The 25,414-nt window shown below is 74.9% G+C and carries 23 protein-coding genes; 15 read left to right on the forward strand and 8 right to left on the reverse strand.

Features of this window, described 5'->3' with window-relative positions; translation table 11 throughout:
- Positions 1-66 precede the first annotated feature (66 nt).
- Together CMS_RS01215 and CMS_RS01220 are read left to right on the forward strand one after the other, a co-directional pair.
- On the forward strand, positions 67-486 hold the full coding sequence (locus CMS_RS01215; protein WP_012297720.1) for a PLD nuclease N-terminal domain-containing protein: 420 nt from the start codon (positions 67-69) through the stop codon (positions 484-486).
- Positions 487-574: 88 nt separating this feature from the next.
- Positions 575-2,764 (forward strand): RecQ family ATP-dependent DNA helicase, encoded by a 2,190-nt coding sequence (locus CMS_RS01220; protein WP_012297721.1) that lies wholly within the window; start codon positions 575-577, stop codon positions 2,762-2,764.
- Between the two features lie 15 nt (positions 2,765-2,779).
- On the opposite strand, the gene CMS_RS01225 is transcribed toward CMS_RS01220, so the two are convergent.
- Complete coding sequence (locus CMS_RS01225) at positions 2,780-3,823, reverse strand: DNA-methyltransferase (protein WP_041464279.1); 1,044 nt, start codon at positions 3,821-3,823, stop codon at positions 2,780-2,782.
- 136 nt (positions 3,824-3,959) lie between these two features.
- Between CMS_RS01225 and CMS_RS01230 the strand changes: the two genes are divergently transcribed.
- The 3 genes from CMS_RS01230 to CMS_RS01240 all read left to right on the forward strand — a co-directional run bounded on the left by CMS_RS01230 (position 3,960) and on the right by CMS_RS01240 (position 7,573).
- Positions 3,960-5,204: a DUF4190 domain-containing protein gene (locus CMS_RS01230; RefSeq protein WP_012297723.1), complete on the forward strand. Its 1,245-nt coding sequence runs from the start codon at positions 3,960-3,962 to the stop codon at positions 5,202-5,204.
- A gap of 158 nt (positions 5,205-5,362) precedes the next feature.
- A complete protein-coding gene (locus CMS_RS01235; protein WP_041464280.1) occupies positions 5,363-6,262 on the forward strand; it encodes a DUF4190 domain-containing protein in 900 nt (299 codons plus the stop codon).
- A 78-nt stretch (positions 6,263-6,340) separates the two neighbouring features.
- Positions 6,341-7,573 carry a kynureninase gene (locus CMS_RS01240; protein ID WP_012297725.1) on the forward strand — a complete coding sequence of 411 codons (1,233 nt, stop codon included), beginning with the start codon at positions 6,341-6,343 and terminating at the stop codon, positions 7,571-7,573.
- 36 nt (positions 7,574-7,609) lie between these two features.
- Here the strand turns inward: CMS_RS01240 and CMS_RS01245 are convergent, their stop codons facing one another.
- The gene (locus CMS_RS01245) at positions 7,610-8,704 is read right to left on the reverse strand and encodes a Gfo/Idh/MocA family oxidoreductase (RefSeq protein ID WP_012297726.1); all 1,095 of its coding nucleotides are present in this window, start codon (positions 8,702-8,704) and stop codon (positions 7,610-7,612) included.
- A gap of 183 nt (positions 8,705-8,887) precedes the next feature.
- Here CMS_RS01245 and CMS_RS01250 point away from each other — a divergent pair, with 183 nt between their 5' ends.
- From CMS_RS01250 to CMS_RS01285, 9 genes are all read left to right on the forward strand, one after another.
- The gene (locus CMS_RS01250) at positions 8,888-11,143 is read left to right on the forward strand and encodes a glycosyltransferase (RefSeq protein ID WP_012297727.1); all 2,256 of its coding nucleotides are present in this window, start codon (positions 8,888-8,890) and stop codon (positions 11,141-11,143) included.
- Positions 11,140-12,465 (forward strand): nucleotide disphospho-sugar-binding domain-containing protein, encoded by a 1,326-nt coding sequence (locus CMS_RS01255; protein ID WP_012297728.1) that lies wholly within the window; start codon positions 11,140-11,142, stop codon positions 12,463-12,465. The genes CMS_RS01250 and CMS_RS01255 overlap by 4 nt, the downstream gene beginning before the upstream one ends.
- 141 nt (positions 12,466-12,606) lie before the next feature.
- On the forward strand, positions 12,607-12,780 hold the full coding sequence (locus tag CMS_RS17445; RefSeq protein ID WP_012297729.1) for a hypothetical protein: 174 nt from the start codon (positions 12,607-12,609) through the stop codon (positions 12,778-12,780).
- A gap of 70 nt (positions 12,781-12,850) precedes the next feature.
- Positions 12,851-14,551: a circularly permuted type 2 ATP-grasp protein gene (locus tag CMS_RS01265; protein WP_012297730.1), complete on the forward strand. Its 1,701-nt coding sequence runs from the start codon at positions 12,851-12,853 to the stop codon at positions 14,549-14,551.
- 5 nt (positions 14,552-14,556) lie between these two features.
- Positions 14,557-15,486 (forward strand): alpha-E domain-containing protein, encoded by a 930-nt coding sequence (locus tag CMS_RS01270; RefSeq protein ID WP_041464281.1) that lies wholly within the window; start codon positions 14,557-14,559, stop codon positions 15,484-15,486.
- Positions 15,483-16,328, forward strand: a complete 846-nt coding sequence (locus CMS_RS01275; protein WP_012297731.1) for a transglutaminase family protein — start codon at positions 15,483-15,485, stop codon at positions 16,326-16,328. The genes CMS_RS01270 and CMS_RS01275 overlap by 4 nt, the downstream gene beginning before the upstream one ends.
- Positions 16,329-16,372: 44 nt before the next feature.
- Entirely contained in the window at positions 16,373-16,561 is a 189-nt protein-coding gene (locus CMS_RS18115) for an alpha/beta fold hydrolase (RefSeq protein ID WP_269843552.1), read from the forward strand.
- Between the two features lie 144 nt (positions 16,562-16,705).
- On the forward strand, positions 16,706-17,185 hold the full coding sequence (locus tag CMS_RS17640; RefSeq protein WP_223842759.1) for a serine aminopeptidase domain-containing protein: 480 nt from the start codon (positions 16,706-16,708) through the stop codon (positions 17,183-17,185).
- A 20-nt stretch (positions 17,186-17,205) separates the two neighbouring features.
- Complete coding sequence (locus CMS_RS01285; RefSeq protein WP_223842760.1) at positions 17,206-17,685, forward strand: GNAT family N-acetyltransferase; 480 nt, start codon at positions 17,206-17,208, stop codon at positions 17,683-17,685.
- Positions 17,686-17,757: 72 nt separating this feature from the next.
- Here CMS_RS01285 and CMS_RS01290 read toward each other — a convergent pair whose 3' ends face one another.
- The 6 genes from CMS_RS01290 to CMS_RS01310 form a co-directional block, all read right to left on the reverse strand.
- Positions 17,758-18,510, reverse strand: a complete 753-nt coding sequence (locus CMS_RS01290) for a hypothetical protein (protein ID WP_041464282.1) — start codon at positions 18,508-18,510, stop codon at positions 17,758-17,760.
- Positions 18,511-18,758: 248 nt separating this feature from the next.
- Positions 18,759-19,151, reverse strand: a complete 393-nt coding sequence (locus tag CMS_RS17645; protein WP_223842688.1) for an LPXTG cell wall anchor domain-containing protein — start codon at positions 19,149-19,151, stop codon at positions 18,759-18,761.
- Complete coding sequence (locus CMS_RS17650; RefSeq protein ID WP_223842689.1) at positions 19,148-20,905, reverse strand: hypothetical protein; 1,758 nt, start codon at positions 20,903-20,905, stop codon at positions 19,148-19,150. Before CMS_RS17650 ends, CMS_RS17645 begins: the two co-directional genes overlap by 4 nt.
- Entirely contained in the window at positions 20,887-21,528 is a 642-nt protein-coding gene (locus CMS_RS17655) for a hypothetical protein (RefSeq protein ID WP_041464284.1), read from the reverse strand. Before CMS_RS17655 ends, CMS_RS17650 begins: the two co-directional genes overlap by 19 nt.
- The gene (locus CMS_RS01305) at positions 21,525-23,543 is read right to left on the reverse strand and encodes a S53 family peptidase (protein ID WP_086935879.1); all 2,019 of its coding nucleotides are present in this window, start codon (positions 23,541-23,543) and stop codon (positions 21,525-21,527) included. Before CMS_RS01305 ends, CMS_RS17655 begins: the two co-directional genes overlap by 4 nt.
- A gap of 182 nt (positions 23,544-23,725) precedes the next feature.
- Complete coding sequence (locus CMS_RS01310) at positions 23,726-24,415, reverse strand: hypothetical protein (RefSeq protein ID WP_012297735.1); 690 nt, start codon at positions 24,413-24,415, stop codon at positions 23,726-23,728.
- A 239-nt stretch (positions 24,416-24,654) separates the two neighbouring features.
- Between CMS_RS01310 and CMS_RS01315 the strand changes: the two genes are divergently transcribed.
- Positions 24,655-25,380, forward strand: coding sequence for a helix-turn-helix domain-containing protein (locus tag CMS_RS01315; RefSeq protein ID WP_012297736.1), 726 nt, complete (start codon positions 24,655-24,657; stop codon positions 25,378-25,380).
- Positions 25,381-25,414: the final 34 nt, after the last annotated feature.

Consider the following 25,414-nt stretch of genomic DNA (forward strand, 5'->3'; position numbering starts at 1 on the left):
CACCCTCCGCCGCGTCCGTGCACGGGCCTTCCGTCGGGCCCGGCACCGCCCCTAGGCTCCTCGACCGTGATCCTCTTCGGGCTGCTCCCCCTCCTCGTGGCCGTGTGCGCGCTCGTCGACCTCATCACGCGTCCGGACGACCGGGTCAAGCACCTGCCGAAGCTCGTCTGGATCCTTCTCATCGTCTTCCTGCCGCTCATCGGCAGCATCGTGTGGTTCTGCGTCGGCCACGACTGGGACGCCCGGCGCGAGCCCGTCGGCCCGCCGGACCGGAGCGCGGCCTACGAACGCGCGGCCGCCGCGGTGGACCGGCGCGTGCGGAGCACCGAGCAGCAGCTCGCCGACCTCGAGGAGGAGGAGCGGCACTACGCGGCGCTCGCCCGGATGAAGCAGCTCCAGGCCGAGCAGGCGGTGCAGGCCGCGCGCGCCGCGGGTCCCGCGCGGGCGCCGCGGGCCATCGAGCCGGGATCCACCCCGGAGCGGTAGCCCCTCCCCAGGTCGCGGGCGGGCGCTCCCTCCCTCGACGGGGTCGCCTCGGGAGGTCGCGGTCGGGGGCGGATGGGAGCATGGCCGCATGCCCGACACCGCGACGCCACCCTCCTCCGCTGCGACCTCGTCCGCTCCGACCTCCGACCTGCGGTCCGCCGCTCGTGAGCACCTCTCCCGGCTCGTCGGCGTCGCGGGTGCCGACTTCCACGACGGGCAGTTCGAGGCCTTCGAGGCGCTCGTGCAGGACCGCTCCCGCGCCCTCGTCGTGCAGCGCACCGGATGGGGCAAGTCGGCCGTCTACTTCGTCGCCACCCTGCTCCTCCGCCAGCAGGGGCTCGGGCCGACGCTCCTCGTCTCGCCGCTCCTCGCGCTCATGCGCGACCAGGTCGCCGCGGGCCGTCGCGTCGGCGTGCGCGCGGTCGCCATGAACTCGAGCAACGCCCACGAGTGGGACGACCTGCTGCGCGCGCTCGACGCGGACGAGGTCGACCTCCTCCTCGTGTCGCCCGAGCGCCTCAACAACCCGCGCTTCCGCGACGAGCAGCTGCCCGCGCTGCGCGCCCGGCTCGGCCTCCTCGTGGTCGACGAGGCGCACTGCATCTCCGACTGGGGCCACGACTTCCGGCCCGACTACCGGCGCCTCCGCGACCTCATCTCCTCGGTCGACGAGCGCGTGCCCGTGCTCGCCACCACCGCCACCGCGAACTCGCGCGTGGTGGCGGACGTCGAGGAGCAGCTGAGCGTCGGATCCGCCGGCGCGGGCGTCGTCGAGACCGAGCGCGTGCCCGTGGTCACCATCCGCGGGCCGCTCGCCCGGCGGTCGCTCCGGCTCGGCGTGCTGCGGCTGGAGAACAGCCGCGACCGGCTCGGCTGGCTCCTCAGCCACCTCGACGAGCTGCCCGGCAGCGGCATCATCTACGCGCTCACCGTCTCGGCCGCGCAGGACACCGCGCGGCTGCTGCGCGACGCCGGTCACGCGGTCAAGGCCTACACGGGGCGTGACGACCCGGCCGACCGCGAGCAGGCCGAGGGCGAGCTGCAGCGCAACGAGGTCAAGGCGCTCGTCGCCACGAGCGCGCTCGGCATGGGCTTCGACAAGCCCGACCTCGGGTTCGTGGTGCACCTCGGCGCGCCGTCGTCGCCCGTCTCCTACTACCAGCAGGTCGGGCGCGCGGGGCGCGGATCCGCCGACGCGGACGTGCTGCTCCTGCCCGGCCGCGAGGACCCCGACATCTGGCAGTACTTCGCCACGGCCTCCATGCCGGACGAGCAGCAGGCCGCCGCCGTCATCCAGGCGCTCGGCGAGAGCGACCGCCCGCTGTCGGTGCCCGCGCTCGAGTCGCGGGTCAGCCTGTCGCGGAGCCGGCTCGACCTCCTGCTGAAGGTGCTCGACGTCGACGGGGCCGTGCGCCGGGACACCTCGGGCTGGTCGGCGACGGGCGTCCCGTGGGTCTACGACCGCGCCAGGTGCGAGCAGGTCGCCGCCGCCCGCGTGCGCGAGCAGCAGGCGATGCTCGACTACGAGACCACGCTCGGCTGCCGGATGGAGTTCCTGCAGCGCCAGCTCGACGACGACACCGCGGCTCCCTGCGGGCGCTGCGACCGGTGCGCCGGCGCGTGGTACCCGGCGTCGCTGGACCAGCAGGCGTCGGCCACCGCCTCGCAGGCGCTCGACCGGGTGGGGCTCCCGATCGAGCCGCGGCTGCGCTGGCCCACGGGCGCGTCCAGCGTGGGCGTGCCGCTCAGCGGCGCCATCGCGGCCGGAGAGCAGGTCGACGAGGGCCGTGCCCTCGCCCGGCTCACCGACCTCGGCTGGGGCGGCCGCCTGCGCACGGTCTTCGCCTCCGGCGCGGAGGACGCCCCCGTGGACGACGCGCTCGTCGCGGCCTGCGTGCGCGTGCTCGCGGAGTGGGGCTGGGCGGAGCGCCCCCGGGCCGTCGTGCACGTGCCCTCCGCCGGACGGCCGCAGCTCGTCGCGAGCCTCGCCCAGCGCATCGCGGAGGTGGGGCGGCTGCCGTTCCTCGGGTCGCTCGAGCTCGTGGATCCGGGAGCACCGGGCGCCGCGCGCGGCAACAGCGTCTACCGGCTGGGCCGGGTGCACCCGCGCTTCGCCGTGCCGGCGCACCTCGCCGACGACCTCGCGGCGGATCCGCGTCCGGTGCTCCTCGTGGACGACCTGGTCGACACCCGCTGGACGCTCACGGTCGCCGGCCGCCTGCTGCGGAAGGCCGGGGCCACGCGCGTGCTGCCGTTCGCGCTCGCGCAGCAGGGGTAGGCGAGCGATCGGCGATCAGCCGACGGGCGGATCCTCGTCCTGGCCGACGAAGACCGTGCCGCCGCCCGTGAGCCGCGCGCGCATCACCTCGACGGCCTGCGGGTTCTCGTCCACCAGTACGAAGCGGCGGCCGAGCTCGCGGGCGGCGGCGCCCGTGGTGCCGGATCCGGCGAAGAAGTCGAGCACCCAGTCGCCGGGCCGGCTCGACGCCTGCACGATGCGGCGCAGCACGCCCAGGGGCTTCTGGGTCGCGTAGCCCGTCTTCTCGCGGCCGGTGGGGGAGACGATCGTGTGCCACCAGACGTCCGTCGGCAGCTTGCCGCGCTCGCGCTTCTCCGGGGTCACGAGTCCCGGCGCCATGTAGGGCTCGCGGTCGACCCCCTCGGAGTCGAAGCGGTAGCGGAGCGGGTCCTTCACGTAGACGAGGATCGTGTCGTGCTTGGCGGGCCAGCGGCGGCGCGACTTCGCGCCGTAGTCGTAGGCCCACACGATCTCGTTGAGGAACGAGCGTCGGCCGAAGAGCGCGTCGAGCACGACCTTGGCGTAGTGGACCTCGCGGTAGTCGAGGTGCAGGTAGAGGGTGCCGGTGGGATCCAGGAGGCGCCACGCCTCGATGAGGCGCGGCTCGAGGAAGTCCCAGTAGTCGGCGAAGGAGTCGTCGAAGCCGTAGAGCATCCCCTTCACGGAGTTGTAGCTGCGGCCGTGGAACCCGAGGCGCGCGCCCGGCGGACGGGCCGGCTCGGGGGTGGCGGTGCTCGCGGGGGCGAGGGCGGGCGGGGCGGTGTCGGGTGCGGCGTCGGGGTCGGCGTCAACGGCCGGGTCGGTGTTCGGGTCGGCGTCAGCGGCCGGGTCGGCGGCCGGGTCGGCGTCGGCGGCCGGATCCGGATCCGGCGTGCGCGTCACGGTGAGGTTCTGCCGCTCCTGCGTGCGTCCGGTGTTGAACGGCGGATCCAGGTAGATGAGCTGGAAGGCGCCGTCGGGGAGCGCGCGCACGGCCTGGAGGTTCTCCGCGTGGATCACGAGGTCGGGGCCGTCGGGGGTCCACGCGGGCTGGGGCACGCCCCGAGGTTAACGGACCTCGGCGCGGGTCCCGCTCGCGCGGCGGCGGGACGCCCGTCGTGCGGTCCGCCCCCATTTCGGGGCGGATCGCCCGCAGCCCTGCCGCGGGGATCGTCCCCTCCGCTAGGAACGTCACATGAGCGATGACCGCGACCCCGACCGGACCGACGGACCCCACCCCGACGAGCCGCGGGGCGAGGGCCCGGGCCACGGGGAGGCGGGCGAGGCGGGCTCCGCGGCGGCGGATCCCGTCAGCCCCTACGGTCCGGCCGCGCCCGCCGGCGCGCCTGCGTCCGCGCCCGCGACGCCGACGCCGACCGACGGGACCGACGCCCGGACCACCGCGGATGCTCCGCCGATGCCCGCCGCGCACCCGGCGCCGCCCGCGCCGCCGGCCGGACGCTCTGCGTCCGGAGACGCCGCAGCCGCATACGACCCGGCCGATCCGACGGGCGCAGGGGCAGCGGCCGGCGCAGCAGCGCCCGGCCCCGGCTACGCGCCGTCCGGCCCCGGCCCCGGCAGCGCACCGTCAGGTCCCGGCTACGCGCCGCCCGCCGCCCCGCCCTACGTCTCCGGTCAGCCGCCGCGTCCCCGCGGCGGCAAGGGCCTCGCCATCGCGGCGCTGGTCGTGGGCATCGCCGGATTCGTGGGCGCGTTCATCCCGGTCCTCAACTACGTCACAGCCGTGCCCGCGCTGGTGGCCGTGGTGCTGGCCATCGTCTCGCTCGCCCGGCGGACGGACGGCAAGCCGCTGGCGCTGGCGGGCCTCATCCTCGGCGTCGTCGGCTTCGTCCTCAGCATCGTGCTGGCGCTCGTCTACACGTTCGCTTTCGTGAGCTCGGTCTCCGACGCCATCGAGACCGCGGACCCCGGCTCCGGCTTCGCGAGCCCGGAGCCGACCTCCGGCGACGACGACGCCACCGCCCTCCCCGGCACGAGCCCCGACGACCCGCTCCCCATCGGCACCCCGGTCACGGGTGACGGGATCGACGGGCCCGAGTGGCAGGTCACGCTGGGCACGCCGATCCTCGACGCCACGGCCGCGGTGCTCGCGGCAGAGGAGGGGAACCCGCCGCCCGCGGACGGCATGCAGTACGCGGTGGTGCCGGTCACGGCCACCTACCTCGGAACGACCGAGGGCGATCCGCTGTCCGAGCTGGCTGTCGGGTTCCTCGCCGCGGACGGCTCGCAGTACTCCGCGGCGGACAGCTTCGCGCTCGCGCCGGCGCCCGCCTTCACGGACAACGAGGAGCTGCTCGAGCCGCAGGGCACCGCGACCGGGAACGTGGTCATCGAGATCCCGATCGACGGCGCCGCCGACGGCCTCTGGGCCACGGCTCCGGGGATGATCGCGGACGCCTACTACTTCCGGGCCGGCTGATACCTCGTTCGGGCAAGCCGCTCTCGGGGCGTCTTCGCGAGCACGTGGTGCCGACGGGCCGCCCACAGGGTACGAAGCGCTTGATCGGTGGCCCCAGTTCGCGGTGCAGGAGGCCCTTTCGGGGCTGTCGGCCGCCGTCGCTCTAGTAAGAAGTGCCCATGACCGACGCACGAGACCCGAACTCGACCCCCGAACAGCACTCCTACCCCGCACCCCCTCCCGCACCCGAGGGCGGGTACGCGACTCCCTACGCGCCTGCCGCTCCCGCGGGCCCCTCCGGCGGGAAGGGCCTCGCCATCGCGTCCCTCATCGTCTCGATCGTCGCCTTCCTCGGGGCCTTCATCCCGTTCCTCAACTACGTGGTCTTCATCCCCGCGATCGTCGCCATCGTCCTCGCCATCGTGGCGCTGGCGCGGCACAAGGCGGGGAAGCCGCTCGCTCTGGCTGGCTTGATCGTTGGCGTCTTGGCGCTCGTCCTCAGCGTCATCCTCGCGGTCGTCTACACCGTCGGGTTCGCGGCAGCCGTCTCCGAGAGCCTTCCGCGGAGCGAGGGCGGCTCTCGGTCTTCCGCGGCTCCGCTGGACGAGACCGAGGAGGAGGCTGGCCCGGCCGTCGGGACACGGGAGAACCCCGCTCCCATCGGCACGGTCGTGACGGGTCTCTCCGGTGGATCCCCTGAGTGGGAGGTCACGCTCGGCGCTCCCGTCCTCGATGCCAACGCGGCGGTCACGTCCGAGAACATGTTCAACGATCCCGCTCCCGCCGGTACGCAGTACGCGATGGTGCCCGTCACGGTGAAGTACGTGGGTACCGAGTCGGCCAGCCCGATGTTCGAGATCGGCGTCGAGTACGTCTCCGCGGCAGGCACGACGCACACCACGTCCGACTCCTTCGCCGTCGCCCCCGAGCCGCAGTTCGACTCGATCAACGAGCTGTTCCCCGGGGCTTCGGGGACTGGCAACGTCGTCATCGCCATCCCCACCGCGGATGCGGCCGCAGGGACCTGGGCCGTCAGACCCGGCATCCTCGCCGACCCGTACTACTTCGCCGCCCAGTAGCGACGGAGCTCGAGAGCCGTGGCACCTCCGGGTGCCACGGCTCGCATCGTCTTCCGGCTGGGCTCGTAGGCTGCGGAGGTGACACCCGACGCCCCCGCCACCCGCCCGATCCCGCCAGCCGCCGAGCTCGACGCGCGTGACCCGCTCGCGCGGTTCCGCGACCTGTTCGTCGAGGCCGACGACGTGGTCGCCTACCTCGACGGCAACTCGCTCGGCCGGCCGACCCGCGCGAGCGTCGACCGCGTCGCGTCCTTCGTGCGCGACCAGTGGGGCGGCCGCCTCATCCGCGGCTGGGACGAGGACTGGCTCGCGATGCCGACGCGCATCGGCGACGACCTCGGCCGCGTCACGCTCGGCGCGGCGGCCGGCCAGACGTTCATCGGCGACTCGACCACCGTGATCCTCTACAAGCTCGTCCGCGCGGCCGTCCGCGCGCGCCCCGGCCGCGACGAGCTCGTGATCGACACCGACAACTTCCCGACCGACCGCTTCGTGCTCGAGGGCGTCGCCGAGGAGTGCGGCATGACGATCCGGTGGATCGAGGTCGCGCCCGACGCCGGGGTCACGCCGGATCTCGTCGCCGAGGCCGTGGGGGAGCGGACCGCGCTCGTCGTGCTCAGCCAGGTCGCGTACCGCTCGGGGTTCCTCGCGGACGTGCCGGGGATCACGCACATCGTGCACGACGCCGGCGCGCTCGTGCTCTGGGACACCTGCCACTCCGTCGGCGTGGTCCCCACCGAGCTCGACGCGTGGGGCGTCGACCTCGCGGTCGGCTGCAGCTACAAGTACCTCGACGGTGGGCCCGGCGCGCCCGCGCACGGCTACGTGCGTCGCGACCTCCAGCAGGAGCTGCGGCAGCCGATCCAGGGCTGGATGGGCGCGCGCGACGTCTTCGCGATGGGGCCTGTGTACGAGCCGGCCGACGGGATCCGCCGCTTCCTCAGCGGCACGCCGCCCATCGTCGGCATGCTCGCGATGCAGGACATGATCGCGCTCATCGAGGAGGCGGGCATGCCCGCGATCCGCGCCAAGTCGCTCGCGCTCACCGGCTTCGCCCTCGACCTCGTCGAGCGCGACCTCGTGCCCCTCGGCGCGCGCGTCGCGAGCCCGCGCGACGAGGACCGCCGCGGCAGCCACGTGAGCGTCGACCACCCGCGCTTCCGCGACATCGTCGGCGCGCTGTGGGAAGAGGGCGTGATCCCCGACTTCCGCGCGCCGTCGGGCCTCCGCCTCGGGCTCAGCCCGCTCACCACGTCGTTCCGCGAGGTGGAGGTCGGCGTCGAGGCGATCCGACGGCACCTGGCGGGCTGAGGCGGCCCGCCGAACCCGCGCCGGCGCCGGAGCACGTCAGTCCGCCCACGCCCGCCGCGTGCTGCGGACGGGCTGCCCGGTGGTCGCGGCCTCGTGCATGAGGAGCGCGAGGTGGTGGTCCTGCGACGCCTCGGCGAGCGAGTTGGTGGACGGGCCGCCGGCCGCGTGCGCGTGCATCTCGACGAGGCACTGCGCGACGGCGATCTCGTCGTCCGCGAGGCGGCCGGGCGCGAACGGGTTCTCGTAGACCCACTCGGATCCGAGCAGCAGACCGCGCAGGTGGTGGCCCTCGAGGTTGCCGCCCTGCCCGGTCTCGATCCGCGTGATGTCGGCCCACGTCGGCGTCGTCGCGTCGAGGAGCCAGCTCACGTGCTCGTCGACGATCTCGCCGCGCTCGCCGCGGACGAGGAGCCGGTTGCGGCGGATCCACGAGAAGTACTGCCGGTCGGCGAAGTCGTAGACGCCGAGGCGGTCGCCGAAGTCGAAGCGCGCGGTGGTCTGCACGGCCGTCACGACCTCCTCGCGCACGGGATCCCCGTCACGGTCGGGCCCGGCCACGAGCGGTGACGAGAAGCGCTGCGCCGTGATGGTGGCGTCCTCGAACCCGATGCCGAGCGCCCGGCGCATCACGCGGACGCCGTGGTAGTCGTGGCACTGCGCGACGGTCGCCTGGCTGATCCGCCCGAGCCGACCGCCGGCGGCGATCGCCAGCTGCGCGGCGAGCAGCGGCGAGAGCGGGTACTGCTCGGCCACCTCGATCCGCGCGCCCTGCTTCACGAGCGCGTCGAGCCGCTCGAGGTCCGCGACGGTCTCGCCCGGCGGCGTCTCGGTGAGCACGGCGACGCCGCGGTCGACCAGGTCGGCGATCACGTCGGGCGCGGCGGTCCGCGGCACGGAGACGACGACGAACGACGGCGCCTCGGCGGCGAGCAGCTCGGCCGCGGTGCGGAAGGTGCGGATCCCCCACTCCTCCTCGAGCGCGCGGCCGGTGTCGGCGCTGCGGGTCACGAGCCCGGACACGGCGAAGCGCTCCGGGAGGGCGCGCGCGATGCGCAGGAAGAAGGCGCTGCGCCAGCCGCTCCCCACGATGCCGAAGCGGATCTGCGGGGGCGTCGTCGCGGGGCGGGGCATGCTCGCCAGCGTACGCGCGGGGTCGCGGGTCACCCGGGCCGGTGGCCGTCCCGGGCGCGCGGTTGGGTTCTCGCAGCGGACTGGGGAATACTCGCGAGGGCCGGGAGGCTGTCCCGGGGGCGGACGCCCCCGCGTGCGGCGCGTCCCGTCACGAGGAGCACCGACCCGAGAAGGGGCACGAGCATGGGGATCCAGACGAGCCTCGACCAGGTCGCGCAGGCCGCGCGCATCCTCGACGTGATGCAGGAGGCCGACGAGCTCACGGTCGCCGCCAGCCGCGACGGCGGCGGACGCGCGGTGCGCCTGCTCGCCCGCGCCGCCGCCGACCCCGCCGACCAGCTCACCGCCGTCGCCGCCATCCACGCGCTCGCCCAGGTCTTCGACGAGGCCGCCGACCACGCGCTCGTCGCGCTCCTCGACCACGACACCCGGTGGATCCGCGAGCACGCGGCCTGGGCGTTCGGCACCCGCCTGCCGCGCTTCGACGCGGTCTCGGGCCTCGTCGCGATGGTCGTCGAGGGCGGCTTCCCCGGCATGCTCGCGCAGCGCACCCTGCAGCAGTGGGCTGCCTCGACGCCCGAGCACGTCGCGCTGGCGCTCGAGAACGCGCTGCTCGGCGTGCAGGGCGACGACGCCCGGTCGCGCCTCGTGGAGACCGTCGGCCTCGTGCCCGGCCGGATCCCCGAGCGCGTGCTCCTCCGCATCGCCCCCGCCGTGGCCGAGGGCCCGCTCACCCGCTCCGCCGCGGTGGCTGCCCTCGGTGACCGGCCCGCGGGCGAGGCCATCGCGGCCCTGGTCGCCGACATCGCGCGCGGAGACGACGAGGTGGCCGCGGTCGCGCGCCTCGCCGTGCTCGACATCGCGCGGCGCGACGGCGACCGCGGATCCCGCGTCGCGCCACCCGCGCGCCCGGGCCTCACGGTGGTCCAGCTCTTCCTGCACGCCGACATCGACGCGGGCCTCACGCACGTGGGTGCGGGCGACAACGGCGGCATCGCGACGCTGCTCGTGCGGCTGGGCGACGCGCTCGTGGATCCCGCGGCCGCCGCCGGCGCGCACCCGGACGCCGCGCGCATCGCCGCCTCGGGCGACCCGCTCGCTGCCGCCGACCGCCCCGTCGACCGCGTCATCACCCTCTCCCGCGGCACGCCCGACCAGGCCCTCGGATCCCTCGCCCGCGTCGCCGCCGGCGACGACGGCCACGTCTTCGCCCACATCCCGATGCTCGGCGGCCCGCGCTCGCTGCCCGAGGCGTGGCCGCACCGGGTCGAGGCCGAGCGGGGGATCCGCCGCGTGCTGCGCGCCGCGGGCCGCGTCGACGCCGTTCACCTGCGCATGGCCGACGTCGGCACGCTCGCCGCCTCCACGGTCGCGCGCGAGCTCGGCATCCCCGTCGTCTTCACGGTCGCGCCCGATCCGTACGGCGTGGTCGACGCGCTCGACCGCTCCGGCGCCCTCACGCGCGACCGCTTCGGTGGCGTCGACGAGCGCGAGCACTACTGGTTCCGCGTGCGGCTCGTGCAGCGCCTGGCCGCCGACGCCGCGCACACCGTCCTCTTCCCTCGCCCGGAGCTGAAGCGCGACATGCGCCGGCTCGTCGGCATCGACGTCGACGCGCACCCCGAGCGCCACAGCGTCGTCGCCGAGGGCATCGACGTGGCCGCCATCGAGCGCTCGCGCGACGACGCCATGCTCGGCGCCGACGCGGACGGCGCGCCCGCCCGTGCCTTCGTCGAGCTCGACGACCTGCTGCGCGACCTCCCCGAGGAGCGCCGCGGCCTCCCGCTCGTCATCTCGGTCGGCCGCCTCGCCCGCGTCAAGGGCATGGCGCAGCTCGCGCACGTCTGGGCGGCGGATCCCCCGCTCCGGTCCCGCGCCAACCTGCTCATCGTGGGCGGCGACCTCGACGAGCCGACCCAGGAGGAGCGCGAGCAGCTGGCGCGGATCCTCGATGCGGTCCCCGGAGCCGACGGCCCCGCCGACGCCGCCCGCCACGGCCTCCTCCTCGCCGGACACCGCGGCAACGACACCGTCACGCGCTGGCTCGCCGCCGTCCGCTACGGGCGCCCCGGGCTCACCGCGCCGGGCGGCGCGTACGCGTGCGCGAGCATCAAGGAGGAGTTCGGCGTCGCGCTCCTGGAGGCGATGTCGATGGGCCTGCCCGTCGTGGCGCCCGCGTCCGGCGGACCCGCGACCTACGTCGAGGACGGTGTGACCGGCCTCCTCGTCGACACGACGGATGCCGCGGCGCTCGGCACCGGGATCGCCCGCGCGCTCGACATCGCAGCGGGCCCCGGCGCGGTCGCCGCCGCCGACCGCGCCCGCGACATGGTCGCCCGCACCTTCACCATCCAGGCCATGGCGGGCACCCTGTCCCGCGTCTACCGCGACGTCGCCGCAGCCGACGACCGAACCCTCTGGGAGCTCAGCGCCTCATGACCCTGCTCGTCATCAGCCCGGACTACGCGTCCCACCTCTTCCCGCTCATCACCCTGGCGTCGGCCTGGCAGCAGGCCGGCGAGCGCGTGGTCGTGGCGACCGGATCCGCGACCGCCGGCATCGTCGAGGCCTCCGGCTTCGAGCGCATCGACCTCTGCCTCGGCCGCGGATCCAACCCCGGCACCATCAAGGCCGAGGAGCAGCCGACCGGCGAGGACGACACTCTCCGCGGCTTCTTCGCCGCCACCCGCCGCGGCATGGTCGAGACCCTGCGCTTCCAGGCGGAGGCCCGCAGCGACGACCTGCTGTGGGAGCCGGTCGAGACCGCGCGCGCCGTGCAGCGGATCCTCGACGAGGTGCGCCCCGACCAGGTCATCGTCGACCACCTCGCCTTCAGCGCCCGCCTCGCGCTCCTCGCCTCGGGCACCCGCCACGCGGACGTCGTGCTCGGCCACCCGAGCGCGCTGCCGGTCGGCGACGAGGTCTACGGCTTCCCGCCCGCCTGGCCCGCCGCCTTCGAGCCGGAGGAGGAGGACCTCGAGGAGCTGCACGCGCTCTGCGTCCGCGTGCGCGACCGCTTCACCGCGCAGTGGAACGACGCCCTCGCGATCCTCGCGCCCTCGATGCGCCCGAGCCGCGACGCGTTCGCGGAGGCCGGCGACGTGCTCCTCCTCAACTACCCCGAGGAGCTGCACGACCTCGACCGCTCGGAGCTGCTGCCGCCGCACGCCTTCATCGGCTCGGCCGTGCGGCGCGAGGCGCCCGAGGCCGAGGTGCAGGGCTGGATCGACGCCGGCGGCGACCCCATCGTCTACGTGTCGCTCGGCAGCTTCCTCTCCGTGCGCGGCGACGTGCTCGCCCGCATCGCGGCGGCCCTCCGCGACCTCGACGTGCGCGTGGCGCTCGCGACCGGATCCACCGACCCGGCCGAGCTCGGCGACATCCCCTCCGACTGGCTCGTCCGTCCGTTCCTCCCGCAGGTGACGCTGCTCGGCCACGCCGACCTCGCGGTCACGCACGGCGGCAACAACTCCGTCACCGAGGCCGCGACCGCGGGCGTCCCGATGCTCGTGCTGCCGCTCTCGACCGACCAGTTCGCGGGCGCTGCGGCGCTCGAGGACGCCGGGCTCGGGATCGCGCTGGCCCCGAACGTCGCGACCGTCACCGAGCTGCGGCAGGCGGCCAAGGCGCTGCTGAACCCGTCGGGGATGCAGCGCGCCGGGCTCGACGCCATCGCCGCCTCGCTCACCCGCTCGCCCGGGCCGCAGCGCGCGTACCAGGCGCTGGCCGGCGGGATCCGCCCGGAGCAGGCCGCGCGCTGAGCCGGGTGCCCGACCCGGTGACCTGACCGGGGCGCCCCGCCGCGCGACGCCCGCGCCGCGATCTCGTAGACTCGTCGGTGACCGCGTCACGCCCCGCGCGGCGGTCGACCCCCGTCTCGCAAAAATGGATCAGGTGCCCTCGTGAACATCGTCGCTTTCATCATCGCGTTCGCCCTCTTCCTGGGCGGCATGGCGCTGTTCGCGTTCGCGTTCTACATCGAGGGCTTCGAGCTGCTGAGCTTCTTCGCCGGCATCCTCCTCGTCTCGGCGTCCATCGCCATCCCCGCGCACATCCTCAAGCGCACCGACGCCTGATCCGCGGGGCCATGTGCGCCCCCGCGCCTCGGTAACACCCCCGACACACGCCCCCGTTACGCTCCCGACCATGGGTGATCTGTTCGAGGGATACGGCACGCTCGCAGCCGCACGCCGCGCCTCCGGTGGCGCCATGCCGTTCGACGAGATGTTCCGGGATCCGCCCGTCGCGGGCGAGCCGGCCGTCGCCCGGGCGGCCTACCGCGAGATCCACGCGGCCCTCTCCCGCATGACCAAGGAGGAGCTGAAGGACCGCACCGACGCGCTCGCCACCAGCTACCTCGCGCAGGGCGTCACGTTCGACTTCGCGGGCGAGGAGCGGCCGTTCCCGCTCGACGCCGTGCCGCGCGTCATCGAGCAGGCCGAGTGGAGCCGCCTCGAGAAGGGCGTCGCGCAGCGGGTCCGGGCGCTCGAGGCGTTCCTCGCCGACGTGTACGGGCCGCAGCGCGCGATCCGCGACGGCGTGATCCCCGCCCGCCTCATCAGCTCGTCCAGCCACTTCCACCGCCAGGCCGCCGGCATCGACCCGGCCAACGGCGTCCGCATCCAGGTCTCGGGCATCGACCTCGTGCGCGACGAGGCCGGCGAGATGCGCGTCCTCGAGGACAACGTGCGCGTCCCGTCCGGCGTCAGCTACGTGATCTCGAACCGCCGCGTCATGGCGCAGACGCTCCCCGAGCTCTTCGTCTCGATGCGCGTGCGCCCCGTCGGCGACTACCCGAACAAGCTCCTGCAGGCTCTCCGCGCGAGCGCGCCCGACGGCGTCGAGGACCCCAACGTTGTCGTCCTCACGCCCGGCGTCTACAACAGCGCCTACTTCGAGCACACGCTGCTCGCGCGCCTCATGGGCGTCGAGCTCGTCGAGGGCCGCGACCTGTTCTGCTCCGGCGGCCGCGTCTGGATGCGCACCACGGGCGGCCCCATGCGCGTCGACGTCATCTACCGCCGCGTCGACGACGAGTTCCTGGATCCGCTGCAGTTCCGCGCCGACTCCATGCTCGGATCCCCCGGGCTCATGCTCGCCGCGCGCCTCGGCAACGTCACCATCGCGAACGCGGTGGGCAACGGCGTCGCCGACGACAAGCTCGTCTACACGTACCTGCCCGACCTCATCCGCTACTACCTGGCCGAGGACGCGATCATCCCGAACGTCGACACCTGGCGCCTCGAGGAGCCCGACTCGCTCGAGGAGGTGCTCGACCGGCTGCCCGAGCTCGTCGTGAAGCCCGTCGACGGATCCGGCGGCAAGGGCCTCGTGGTCGGCCCCGCCGCCAGCGCGGGCGAGCTGGCCGAGCTGCGCGCGCGGCTCCTCAAGGACCCGCGCGGCTGGATCGCGCAGCCCGTCGTGCAGCTCAGCACCATCCCGACGCTCGTGGAGGACGGCATGCGCCCCCGCCACGCCGACCTCCGCCCGTTCGCTGTCAACGACGGTCGCGACATCTGGGTGCTGCCCGGCGGCCTCACGCGCGTCGCTCTCCCCGAGGGCCAGCTCGTCGTCAACAGCAGCCAGGGCGGCGGATCCAAGGACACCTGGGTCGTCGGCGGCTCCGGCTTCCCCGCGGCCACGCGCGAGCGCAGCGTGCAGACGCTCGTGGCCGACCAGGCCGCGGTGACCACGTCGATCCCGATCGTCTCGGGGGAGAAGGCGCCCGACCAGTCGCCGCACGACCGGCCGCGGAACCGCGACCAGCACGAGCAGCAGCAGCAGGCGGCCGCACCCGCCGCAGCATCGACCGCCGACGACGCCGACACCACCGAGGGGGACCGCTGATGCCCATGCTGTCGCGCATCGCCGAGTCGCTGTTCTGGATCGGCCGCTACATCGAGCGGTCGGACGGCACCGCCCGCATCCTCGACGTGCACCTGCAGCTGCTGCTGGAGGATCCGTGGATCGACGAGGACACCGCCTGCCGCTCCCTCCTCAGCGTGATGGGCAGCGACGTGCCGAGCGAGGACGTCCTCGGCCGGGACGACGTGCTCGCCCTCCTCGCGGTGGACCGCACGCAGCCCGCGTCCATCGCGTACTCGCTCGGCGCCGCGCGGGAGAACGCCCGCCGCGCCCGCGAGATCGTCTCGAGCGAGCTCTGGGAGTGCCTCAACACGACGCGCGCCCGCATGCCGAGGAAGATCGCGAACGACCGCGTGCACGAGTTCTTCGGCTGGGTGCGCGAGCGCTCGGCCCTCGCGGTGGGGCTCGTCGAGTCGGGCACGAGCCGCGACGAGGCGTGGCAGTTCTTCACGCTCGGCCGATCCATCGAGCGCGCCGACATGACGGCCCGCCTGCTCGCGACGCGCGCCCTCACCGAGGCGAGCGGCCCGTCGTGGACCACGATCCTCCGCTCCTGCGGCGCCTACGAGGCCTACCTCCGCACCTACCGCGGCGTGCCGAGCGCGCGCAACGCGGCGGAGTTCCTGCTGCTCGACCGGCTGTTCCCGCGGTCGATCACGCACTCGATCCGCCGCGCGGAGCAGTGCCTGCACGACATCGAGCCGCGCACCGACCGCCTCGGGGTGTCCGACCAGGCGCAGCGGCTGCTCGGGCAGATCCGGAGCGAGCTGGAGTACCGGCCGATCCAGGAGATCCTCGACGACCTCCCGCGCTTCATGGACGCCGTGCAGGAGGCCACCAGCGCCACCAGCGAGGCCGTCCGCCAGCGCTACTTCCCCACCAACGCGGCACCCAGCTGGGTCGGAGAGAACTCGTGAACCGCCTGCGCATCACCCACCGGACCGGATTCCACTACGAGGGCGAGGTGACCGCGTCCTACAACGAGGCGCGCATGCTGCCCGTGTCGAGCGAGAACCAGTTCGTCCTGTACTCGAACCTCGACATCCAGCCGAAGCCGGGGCACCACACGTACGTCGACTACTTCGGCACGCGCGTCTCGTCGTTCGAGATCCTGAGCCCGCACCGCTCGCTCGAGCTCACGGCGACGAGCCTCGTCGAGGTCCGCCCGCGCACGCACGAGCCGCACCAGCTCGGCTGGGACGACCTCGCGGTGGACGTGCAGCGCGCCACCGAGCACGTGGAGCAGGTCGCGCAGACCGTCCGCACCGAGCCGCACGAGGAGGTGCGGGCGCTCGCGGAGGAGATCGCGGGCGGCGCGGGCACCCCGTGCGAGGCGGCGGCGGAGATCGCGCGGGCGATCGGCGAGAGGGTCGAGTACATGGCCGGCGTCACGAGCGTGCAGTCGACCGCGCGCGAGGCGTGGGAGCAGGGGCGCGGGGTCTGCCAGGACATCACGCACATCGTCATCGGGGCTCTCCGGCACGTCGGGATCCCCGCGCGCTACGTCAGCGGCTACCTGCACCCGAAGCCGAACGCGGCCGTCGGCGAGACCGTCACGGGCGAGTCGCACGCGTGGGTGGAGTGGTTCTGCGGCGAGTGGCGCGGCTGGGATCCCACGAACCTCATCGACATCGGCGACCGGCACGTGCTCGTCGGCCGCGGCCGCGACTACCGCGACGTCGCGCCGCTGCGCGGCATCTACGCGGGGCCGTTCCGGTCGAAGCTGTTCGTGCGGGTGGAGATCACGCGCGAGTCCTGATCCGCGGCCTGGGCGGCCCGCGCAGGCGCGCCTAGTCTGGATCAATGCCCGACGACGAGCGCTCCACCGGCGGAGCCGACCACCGCACCATCGTGGACGCGGAGGGCGTGACCCTCCACTACTACGTGTGGGAGGCGGAGAACCCACGGGCCGTCGTCCACATCGCGCACGGGGTCGGCGAGCACGCGCTGCGCTACATCCGGCTCGCGCACGAGCTCAACGCCGCGGGGTAGCCGCGGGGTACACGGTCGCGGCCGACGACCACCGCGGGCACGGCGCGACGGGTCTCGGCCATCTCGGCATCGGCGTGCTGGGGCCGAGGCGTCATCTGGCGGCGCTCGACGGCATCCAGCTGGTCAGCGAGCAGCTCCGGCGTCATCAACACGGGCGACCTCAACAAGCGCTGGCGGCATCCGGCGGCGTCCGGCTTCGAGTGGCTCTCGCGGGATCCGGAGGCGCAGCGGGCGTTCGGGGCCGACGACCGCAACTTCGACGTCAACGCGCTCAAGCCGTACCGGATGCGCGACTCCGTGCAGATCATGGGCCGTCCGCCGCGGGAGCTCGCGACCGACCTGCCCGTGCTGATCCAGGGCGGCGAGGAGGACTCGCTCGGCGGCCGCCGCGGCATGCAGCTCCTCGCCCGCGACTACAGCAGGCGATCGCGCCTGAGCGACGTGCTGCTGATCGTCTACCCGGGCGCGCGGCACGAGATCTACAACGAGACGAACCGCGACGAGGTGGTCGCGGACCTGCGCAGCTGGCTGGAGTCGCGCGTGGTCGCGGCGGGGGCGGCGTCCGGCGAAGCGGGCCCGGCGGACGGGGCCGCGGACGGCCCGGCGGACGGGGCCGCGCGATGACGGGCGCGGGATCCGGGGGCGTGGCGCTCCGCCCGGCGCGCGCCGACGACCTGCCGTTCCTGGAGGACATGCTCCTGGCGTCGATGGACTGGCGCGACGACGGGTCCATGACCCGCGAGCGCATGCTCGCCACCCCGGAGCTCGCGCACTACGTGTCCGGCTGGCCGCGCGCCGGCGACGTGGGCGTGGTCGCCGAGGCCGACGGGCGACCCGTCGGCGCCGCGTGGGCGCGGCTCTACGCCGACGACGACCGCGGCTACGGCTTCGTCGCGACCGACATCCCCGAGCTCGGCATGGCGCTGGTCCCGTCGGCGCGCGGCAGGGGCGTCGGCCGGGCGATCCTCGTGGCGCTCGTCGAGGCAATCCGCGCGTCCGGCGCCCCGGGCGTGAGCCTCAGCGTGGAGGACGGCAACGACCGCGCCCGCGCGCTGTACGAGTCGCTCGGCTTCGTGCCCGTGGGGCGCGAGGGCGGATCCGACGTGCTGCTGCTCCGCTGGTGACCCACGCCGCCCTCCGGCCCGCGGGATGCGGGACGCAGGGCGGCGGGTCGGGTCAGTGCGCCGGTCAGCGGGTCACTTGCACCGGCTGTTCCACCAGTACGGCAGGACGAAGTACATCCCGCTGTACACGCACGGGGTGTTCATGAGGTAGGTGATGAGCATCGAGCCCGCTGCCCCGATGAAGGCGCACGCGACCGCCCCGGTCAGGGCGCAGAGCGCGCCGATGTCGAACGAGCCAGCCCCGGCTACCAGGAGCCTCATCGCGGCGGGCGAGATGCTGAGGGTGATGGACGGGTGGGTGATGTGGTGCCAGAACGACTTCCAGCTGTCCGACGCCACGAGGGGATCCGACGCGATGGAGGACGTCGTGCCCGCCACGAGGTGCCCGAAGGCGTCGGCGTCGACCGGGATCGACGTCGAGGCCTGTCCGGGACGCGCGAGCCGGAGCTCCGCCACCTCCGACGCGGTCTCGCGCACGAGCTGGGCGTGCTCCGCGGCACGGGCCTCGGACGAGAGCCCGCGGGCCGCTCCGGAGGTGACCTCCGCCGCATCCGCGAGCTGGTCGACGGTGATGCGACCGGAGCGGATGTCGGCTTCCGTGGTGCCGGCTCGGACGGATGCCGCGAGCGCGGGGGAGATCGCTGCTGCTGCCGGTGCCGTCTGGTGGGTCGCGGCGTGCGCGGGCGTGACGCCGGTGGTCGTGAGGCCCACCGCGATGATGGCGACGAGGGTGAGGAGGAAGGGCGCGCTCCGCCACCTGACGGGGGATCGGGACGCGCGATAGGCGGTGCGGGAGGTGGATCGGGTGATGGAGTGAATGGGCATCAATGCCTCCGTGGTGCGGGTGGTTCGGGATGGGGTGAGGATCCGGTCGAACAGAGGGTGCACTTCGACACGTCACTGTGTCCAGGCCGGGCGGGTGTTGTCGACCGGAGGCTATGTCGCTCGTCAGTCGGTCGTCTGACTTGTCCACATGCGGCTGCGGTGTCGGATGGCGTCGCACGTGGCACCGCCCTCCGGCCCGCGGGTGCGGGTCGGAGGGCGGCGGGTGGTGCGCGGTCGACCGCGTCGGGTCAGGCGCGCGCGGTGCGGCCCGGGTGCGCGCGGCGCCGGCGGCGTGATCCGAGCGCGGCCGCGGAGCCGACGAGGAGCAGCAGCGCCGCGAGGGCGAGCGCCGACGCGGGCGAGGAGCCCGTGCGCGGAAGCGACCCGCGGATGCGGGCGCCGGAGGTGCCCACAGGGCTCGAGCCGTCCGCCGAGAGCGCGCCCGCCGAGAGCGTGCCCGCGACGGCCGATCCGCCGGAGGACGTGCCGGGAACGGTGCCCGAGCCCGGGTCTGTGCCCGCCGCGGATCCGGATGTGGTCCCGGACCCGGACGGGTCGACCGCCACCGCGGCCGTGGTGACCACGCCCGCGGCCACGTCCGCGGCGAGCCCGGAGGCGTCGACGAGGTGCAGGCCCGTCACGGTGCGCGCGGCGGAGGCGGTGACGTCCTCCGCGAGCAGCGCCGATCCGCCGTCGGGCAGCGCGAACCGCGTGCCCGGGGCGATGTCGCCCGCCGCGAGCGCCTGTCCGGCGATGAGGCCGCCGTCGCTCGAGACGCGCGCCGTGCCGCCGTCGACCGCGACGCGGAGGCCGCGGATCTCGACGGCGGTGCGGGTGCCCGGGTAGAGGTCCACCTCGTCGAGGGAGGCGCTGCCGGATCCGCGGGCGGACGCGAGCCGGATCCCGGTCGCGCGGACCTGCCCGGCCGCGCCGTCCCCGGCGGTCCCGCCCGCGTCGGTTGCGACGTCGGAGGCCGCGAGCGCGTCGGGAGCGGCCGGGTCGCCGCACCGCCCGCCTCCGCGTCTGGCCGCGCCACGGGCGTCGCCGCGACGGCGCTGGGTCCGGTCGCCCGGATCCCGTACGCCGACCAGCCGGTGGGCGCGGTATCGGGGACGGGTGCGGGCGTCGGCGTCGGATCCGGCGGGGGTGCGGTCGAGCCGCCGGCCGCGAGGGTCACGACGCCCAGCCGGACCTCCGGATGCTGCCCGGTGAGGTCGCGGTAGTGCAGGGTGGTGAGCGTCACCGTCCCGTCCACGGCGACCATCCGCTCGCCGAAGCGCACCTCGACGCGCGGCGCTCCGGTCTCGTCGACCCCCGTGTAGAGGTCGGTGGTGGTGTCGATCCAGACCCCGTTCACGAAGACCGCGTTCCCGGCGTCCGCGAAGGACACGGTCATGGCGCCCGCGGCGGAGACGGCCGCGTGCAGGCCGTTCACGCGCAGCGCCGGCCAGCGGTAGTCGGCGAGCGGATCCGTGGAGGCGCCGGGAACCTGCCGGAACGCGCCCACGTCGACCGTGGCGGTGCCCGCGGCGTCGCCCGTGCCGAGGTCGACCGCCACGGCCGACGCGGTGTCGGGATCCGTGCCCGTGCCCGTCACGGAGTCCGCCGCGGCGTGCGGCTCGGCCACGGTCGCGACGGGTCGTGGCGCGACGAGCACGCCGCCGTCGGGCGCCCGGACACCCACGCCGTACGCGCCGATGACCTGCCCGGCAGCGGGCGGCGCGACGACCGTGCCGAGCCGCACGTCCGGGTGCGCACCCGTGAGGTCGCGGTAGTGGACGGCGGTGACAGTGAGCGTCCCGTCGGGCGCCACCTCCCGCTCGCCGAAGGCCACGGTCAGGCGGGGCGCGCCCTGCGCGTCGACGCCCGTGTAGAGGTCCGTCGTGGTGTCGATCCAGCGGCCGTCGACGAAGACCGCGCTGCCGGGATCCGCGAATCCGGTCGTGACGGCGCCCGCCGGCGTGACCGTGGCCGTGAGGCCGTAGACGCGGAAGGCCGTGGGGCGGTACTCGGCGAGCGGGTCGGCGGGCGCGCCCGGGAGCTGCTCGAAGGACCCGACGCCGACGGTGGTGGTGCCGTCCGCGCCCGTGGCGACGTGGACGCCGGTGGCGTGCTCGGCGGATCCGTCGGTCGCGGCCAGGTCGTCGGCGGTCGCCGTGCGGTCGAGCCCGTCGACGCGCGGCTGCCCGTCGATGGGGCGCGTCCCGTCGGGCGCCGTGACGGTGACGCCCGTCGCGACGCGGCCGGGCGCGGGGGCGGGATCCGGCGCGGGGGCGGGGTCCGGCGCCGGTGTCGGCTCGGGCGCCGGCGTGGGCTGCGGGGCCGACGTGGGAGTCGGCGTGGGCGTCGGGATCGCCGCCGCCGCGCCCGCGCACGTCACAGATCCGGCGCGCACACGCCAGATCTCCGATGCCCCGGGCTCCGCCTCCACGTCCACCCCATGGTGGTCGCGGATCCGTCGTCGCCCGTCGACGTGGCACCGACGATGACGCGAGTCGCGCCGTAGACCGACTCCGGCAGGTCGCGCGACCAGCCCGGCGTCGCGTCCGCCTCGGCGGTCACGTCCACGCCGCCGATGGTCAGCCGGTCGAGGTGGACGGACGGCGTGCCGCCGGGCGTGCACGTCACGGTGAGGCCCGAGAACGCGATCGCGGGCCGGTCCCGGAGGGTCAGCTCCCCGCTCGCAATGGCGCTCGTCGCGCCGGCGGGACCGGCGGTGGAGGAGAGGCCGCTCGTCCGGGTCGTGTTCTTCTTGAGCACGTCGCCGGTGGAGGCGACGGTGCGCGCGACCGCGGCGCCCGAGGTCCACTCCGCGAGCGGCGTGGGGGCGGTGAGGGTGTCGCCGTCGATGTCGATGATCTCGACGCCGGACGCCCGCGTGGTGATGGTGGCGGCGGCCTGTGCCGAGGTCGCGACGACCCCACCGCAGGCGAGGAGCGTCGCGAGGGCGCCGACGCCGGCCGTGCCGAGGATCCCCAGCCGGGCGCGCGAGGCGGCGCCGCGCGTGCGCGCGCTCATCGTCCCGCCTCCGCGCCGAGGCCCTCGACGAACGCGCGACCCGCGGGCACGCCGGCCCCGGTCACGTCGTCCCAGCCGGGGCCGGATCGCAGGCTCTGCCTCCCGGTGTCCCACAGGAAGAGGGTCTCGGGCCACAGCGCTCCCGCGGACGGTCCGGTCGGCGACCAGGTGGCCGCGGACGCAGGCTGCACGTCGCGCAGCGCGCCCGTCCCCATCAGCGCGTAGATGGCGGGGCTCGCGAGGCCGAAGCGGCGGCCCGTCACGGCCTTGGAGATCGCGACCATGGAGGCGACCATCGGCGTCGCGAGGCTCGTGCCGCCGTGCGTCGCGTACTCGGTGCGGCCCTTGTGCGGGCCGTAGGTGACGAAGCCCGTGTTCGGATCGCCGAGCGAGGCCACGTCCGGCAGCAGCCGCCCGGTGCCGTGGACGGAGAGCCGGTCGGCCTGCCAGCTCGGTCGCGCGTACTCGGCGGACTGCCCGCCGCCCGCCCCGAAGGCGAAGCCCGGCGGGATCAGCGCGCCGTTGCGCGCGAAGCGGGTCTCCGTCTCCCAGCCCGCCTCGACGGCGATCGAGCCGTCCTCGGCGAGGCCGGTGCTCGTCGCGCCGACCGCGGTCACGTACGGGCTCGACGCGGGCGACGCCACCGTGGCGTTCCCGCCGTGGTCCCCGAAGCCGCTGTAGTCGCCGTCGTTGCCGGTGGATGCGAACACCGAGACGTCGCGCGACGCCGCCTCCACGAGCACCCGGTTCAGGAGCTCGCGGTCGTCCGCGGTGTCGAGGCCCTCCATGCCACCGAAGGAGAGGCTGATCACGTCGGGCCCCTCCTCGGCGGCGTCGAGGATCCGCGTGTACAGGCTCGTGCTGGTGCAGTCGTCGGCACCCCAGTAGGAGACGGTCGCGTCGGGCGCCATCGCGTGGACCGCCTGCACGTCGAGGTGCTGCTCCTCCGTCCAGGCCGTCGGGCCGCCGCAGATCCCGGTGCGCGGAGAGGCGGACGGGTGGTCCAGGTACTGGCCGGCCGAGAAGGCGGGCTCGCCGACGGCGCGGGAGTAGGTGTCGGTGTCGGCCGCGGTGTCCGGGTCGTCGTACGCGGCGACGATGGCGACGGTCGCGCCGGCACCGCGGTCCTCGGCGGGCACGTCGTCGACGCGGCGCAGCTGCGCCGGGCCGTATCCGCACAGCGAGTCCGAGCGGTGCGCCACGTCGACGGATGCGGGCCACGCGTCGGTGAGGCGCTGGCCCCACCACGACGCGCACGTGCCGTCGTCGGCGGATGAGGCGGGGGATCCGCCGCTCGCCTGCCCGGGGATCGGCGCGGGGACGGGGGTCGCGGCGTCGGGCGTCGCGGCGTCGGGCGCCTGCGTGCCGGCCGCCTGCGCGTCGTCCGCCTCCGCGTCCGAGGGCATCAGCACGTCGCCCTGCGCGGTGCCGGCGACCCCGCGGACGGCGTCGAGGGCGGCGGGAACGGCGAGGGTCCGCTCCGGGGCGACGACCTCCCGGCCGCCGACGCGGAACCGGGCGAACCCGGTGTCGAAGGCCCGCGACGCGCGCGCCAGCGTGCCGGAGACGGGCAGTGCCGCGACGTCGCCGCGCACGTCCCCCACGTCGAGGCCGCGGTCGCGCAGCCAGGCGGCCACGGCGGGCGCGGCGTCGGCGCGGGTGGGATCCAGCAGCACGGTGAACGCGGCCGTCGCGTCCGCGGGCGCGTCCCCGAGGCGGGTGGCGGAGCCGCCGGGCCAGGACGGGGCCGACCCGTTGAGCGTTCGGAGGCCCGACGCGGCGCGCGCGACGGCCGGGTCGGCCACCGCCGACGCGGATCCGGTGCCCGCGAGGGTGCTCGCGGCGAGCGCCGCGGCGGCCATGAGGGCGACGGCGCCCGTGCCGAGGGCGACGCGGCGCGCGCGCGGCGGCACCGGGATCCGGCGGGCGAGGGCGCGGATCCGGCCCTCCGTCGGCGGGCGCTCGGCGGGCCCGTCGGCCTCGAGCGGTGGGAGGGACGAGGGGCGAGAGGGCATGCGGGATCCGGCTTCGATTCAGGGGGAGTGCGCGAGAGCGCATGCGGAGGCTATCCCTGTATGAGAACGGTTCTCGCCACCTGTGGAGGGCGGGCGGCATGCCCGCCGCACATGACGAGGCGGCGGGCTGGAGAGCCAGCCCGCCGCCCCGCGTCCCGGTCAGGCGACCGGGTCCGGCGTCATCAGCCGCAGTGCGACTTCCACACCTTCGGGAAGTCGAAGTAGTAGCCCAGGCCGCAGGTCCAGCTCTTGATGAACTCGCCGAGGCCCCCGACGACCACGCCCAGCGCGATGCAGGAGAGCCGTGAGAGGTCGAGCGTGATGCACACCGTGCCGATGTAGGCGGCGACGCCCAACGTGATGATCGTCTTCACGACATAGCCGGGGATGTGCCACTCGTGGTTGCTCCACGCCCACTTCGACTCGGTGATGCCCGCAGGGACGTCCTTCTGCGGGGTGACGGTGTGCCCGTCCTGCACCTGCAGGGCCTGGCGGATGGACGCGTTCTCCACCGCGTTGGCGTGGGACGGTGCGGAGTCCGCCAGCTCCGCACGGATCTCGGTGGCGACCTGCGCGTGGCTCTCGCCCTTCGCGACCCATGGCTGGATGTGCTGGCCGCCGACGACCACGCCCTCCGTGGCGACCGACGCGAGCTGGTCGGCGGTGATCTTGCCGCTCTTCACGTCGTGCTCGAACGTGCCGTTGAGGAGGGACGAGGCCACGGCCGACTGCTCGAGGTGGGCGGGGGCGGCCTGGGCGGCGTCGCCGGAGCCCAGCCCGAAGAGCGCGACGGCGGTGACGGTGACAGCGGCGGCGAGCAGGCGGACGGACGGGCGGAAGTGGGCGGGGGCTGTGGGGGATGCGAGGGACATGCCTGACCTTCCGTATCGAGGGGCGACCATCGCCCCGCGAGCACGGTAGGGGCGCGATCCCCGCGCTCAGTGATCCATCGACTACGTCCCGGTGAACGCCGCATGTCCGTCAGACGATTGTCTGACGAGCGCTCGCTCGCCACGGATCCGGCTCCGGACGTCCACGCCGCTGTCGGCTTCCCGGCGACCCGGGTGGGTACCATTCCTCGATCCCCGACCGGCGGCGGACAAGGAGTGACATGAACCAGCGGCAGGCGGCGGTGTCCCGGGCGCGGCGCGAGATCGTCGAGGCGGCGGGCGCCCAGTTCGCGACCCACGGGTACGAGGGCACGTCGTTCTCCCGGGTGGCCGAGGCGATGGGGAAGCCCAAGTCCGCCATCGGGTACCACCTCTTCGCGTCCAAGGAGCGCCTCGCGGGCGCGGTCGTCGAGGACCAGGAGGACCGCTGGCTCCGCATCGAGGCGGCGCTCGACCGGAAGGGGGTGCTGCACGAGCTCGTCGTCTTCCTCCTCACCGGCGCCAGCACGGTCGAGGTCTGCCCCGTCGCTGCCGGCGCCATCCGGCTCCTGCAGGACATGCCGCGCCTCGGCCTCGCCGTCGAGCGCCGCTTCGACGTGTGGCGGTTCACCCGCGAGCACCTGGAGGCGGAGCTCGCGGCGCAGGGCGTCCGCGCCGCCGACCTCGACGCCGTCGTCGACGTCCTGCTCAGCGCGACCTTCGGCGTGCTCTCCTACCGGTCGCCGAGCGCGCCGGAGGGGGATCGGCTGGAGCGGCTCCGCAGCCTCTGGATCCCGCTGCTCACCCACCTGGGGCTCGCCGACGTCGACGCCGTCGTGCGCGCCGCCCAGCCGCTCGACCTGGCCCTCGTGGAGGAGGGCCGCGCGGACGCCTCCGAGGCCCACGTCTGGACGGGACGCGGCGACGCGGACGACGCCTCCTCGGATCGGGACCGCGCCCGCGCCTGACGCGTTCCCCGCACGACGACGCAGGCCGGCCCCG

Source organism: Clavibacter sepedonicus, assembly GCF_000069225.1.
Lineage (GTDB): Bacteria > Actinomycetota > Actinomycetes > Actinomycetales > Microbacteriaceae > Clavibacter > Clavibacter sepedonicus.

Excerpts from the sequence above, each read along its gene's own strand:
- CMS_RS01270 (WP_041464281.1), top strand. The coding sequence starts at position 14,557 with ATGCTGTCGCGCATCGCCGAGTCGCTGTTCTGGATCGGCCGCTACATC.
- CMS_RS01250 (WP_012297727.1), top strand. The coding sequence starts at position 8,888 with ATGGGGATCCAGACGAGCCTCGACCAGGTCGCGCAGGCCGCGCGCATC.
- CMS_RS01245 (WP_012297726.1), bottom strand. The coding sequence starts at position 8,704 with ATGCCCCGCCCCGCGACGACGCCCCCGCAGATCCGCTTCGGCATCGTG.
- CMS_RS01265 (WP_012297730.1), top strand. The coding sequence starts at position 12,851 with ATGGGTGATCTGTTCGAGGGATACGGCACGCTCGCAGCCGCACGCCGC.
- CMS_RS01290 (WP_041464282.1), bottom strand. The coding sequence starts at position 18,510 with ATGCCCATTCACTCCATCACCCGATCCACCTCCCGCACCGCCTATCGC.
- CMS_RS01220 (WP_012297721.1), top strand. The coding sequence starts at position 575 with ATGCCCGACACCGCGACGCCACCCTCCTCCGCTGCGACCTCGTCCGCT.
- CMS_RS01310 (WP_012297735.1), bottom strand. The coding sequence starts at position 24,415 with ATGTCCCTCGCATCCCCCACAGCCCCCGCCCACTTCCGCCCGTCCGTC.
- CMS_RS17655 (WP_041464284.1), bottom strand. The coding sequence starts at position 21,528 with ATGAGCGCGCGCACGCGCGGCGCCGCCTCGCGCGCCCGGCTGGGGATC.
- CMS_RS18115 (WP_269843552.1), top strand. The coding sequence starts at position 16,373 with ATGCCCGACGACGAGCGCTCCACCGGCGGAGCCGACCACCGCACCATC.
- CMS_RS01235 (WP_041464280.1), top strand. The coding sequence starts at position 5,363 with ATGACCGACGCACGAGACCCGAACTCGACCCCCGAACAGCACTCCTAC.
- CMS_RS01315 (WP_012297736.1), top strand. The coding sequence starts at position 24,655 with ATGAACCAGCGGCAGGCGGCGGTGTCCCGGGCGCGGCGCGAGATCGTC.
- CMS_RS01255 (WP_012297728.1), top strand. The coding sequence starts at position 11,140 with ATGACCCTGCTCGTCATCAGCCCGGACTACGCGTCCCACCTCTTCCCG.
- CMS_RS01230 (WP_012297723.1), top strand. The coding sequence starts at position 3,960 with ATGAGCGATGACCGCGACCCCGACCGGACCGACGGACCCCACCCCGAC.
- CMS_RS01305 (WP_086935879.1), bottom strand. The coding sequence starts at position 23,543 with ATGCCCTCTCGCCCCTCGTCCCTCCCACCGCTCGAGGCCGACGGGCCC.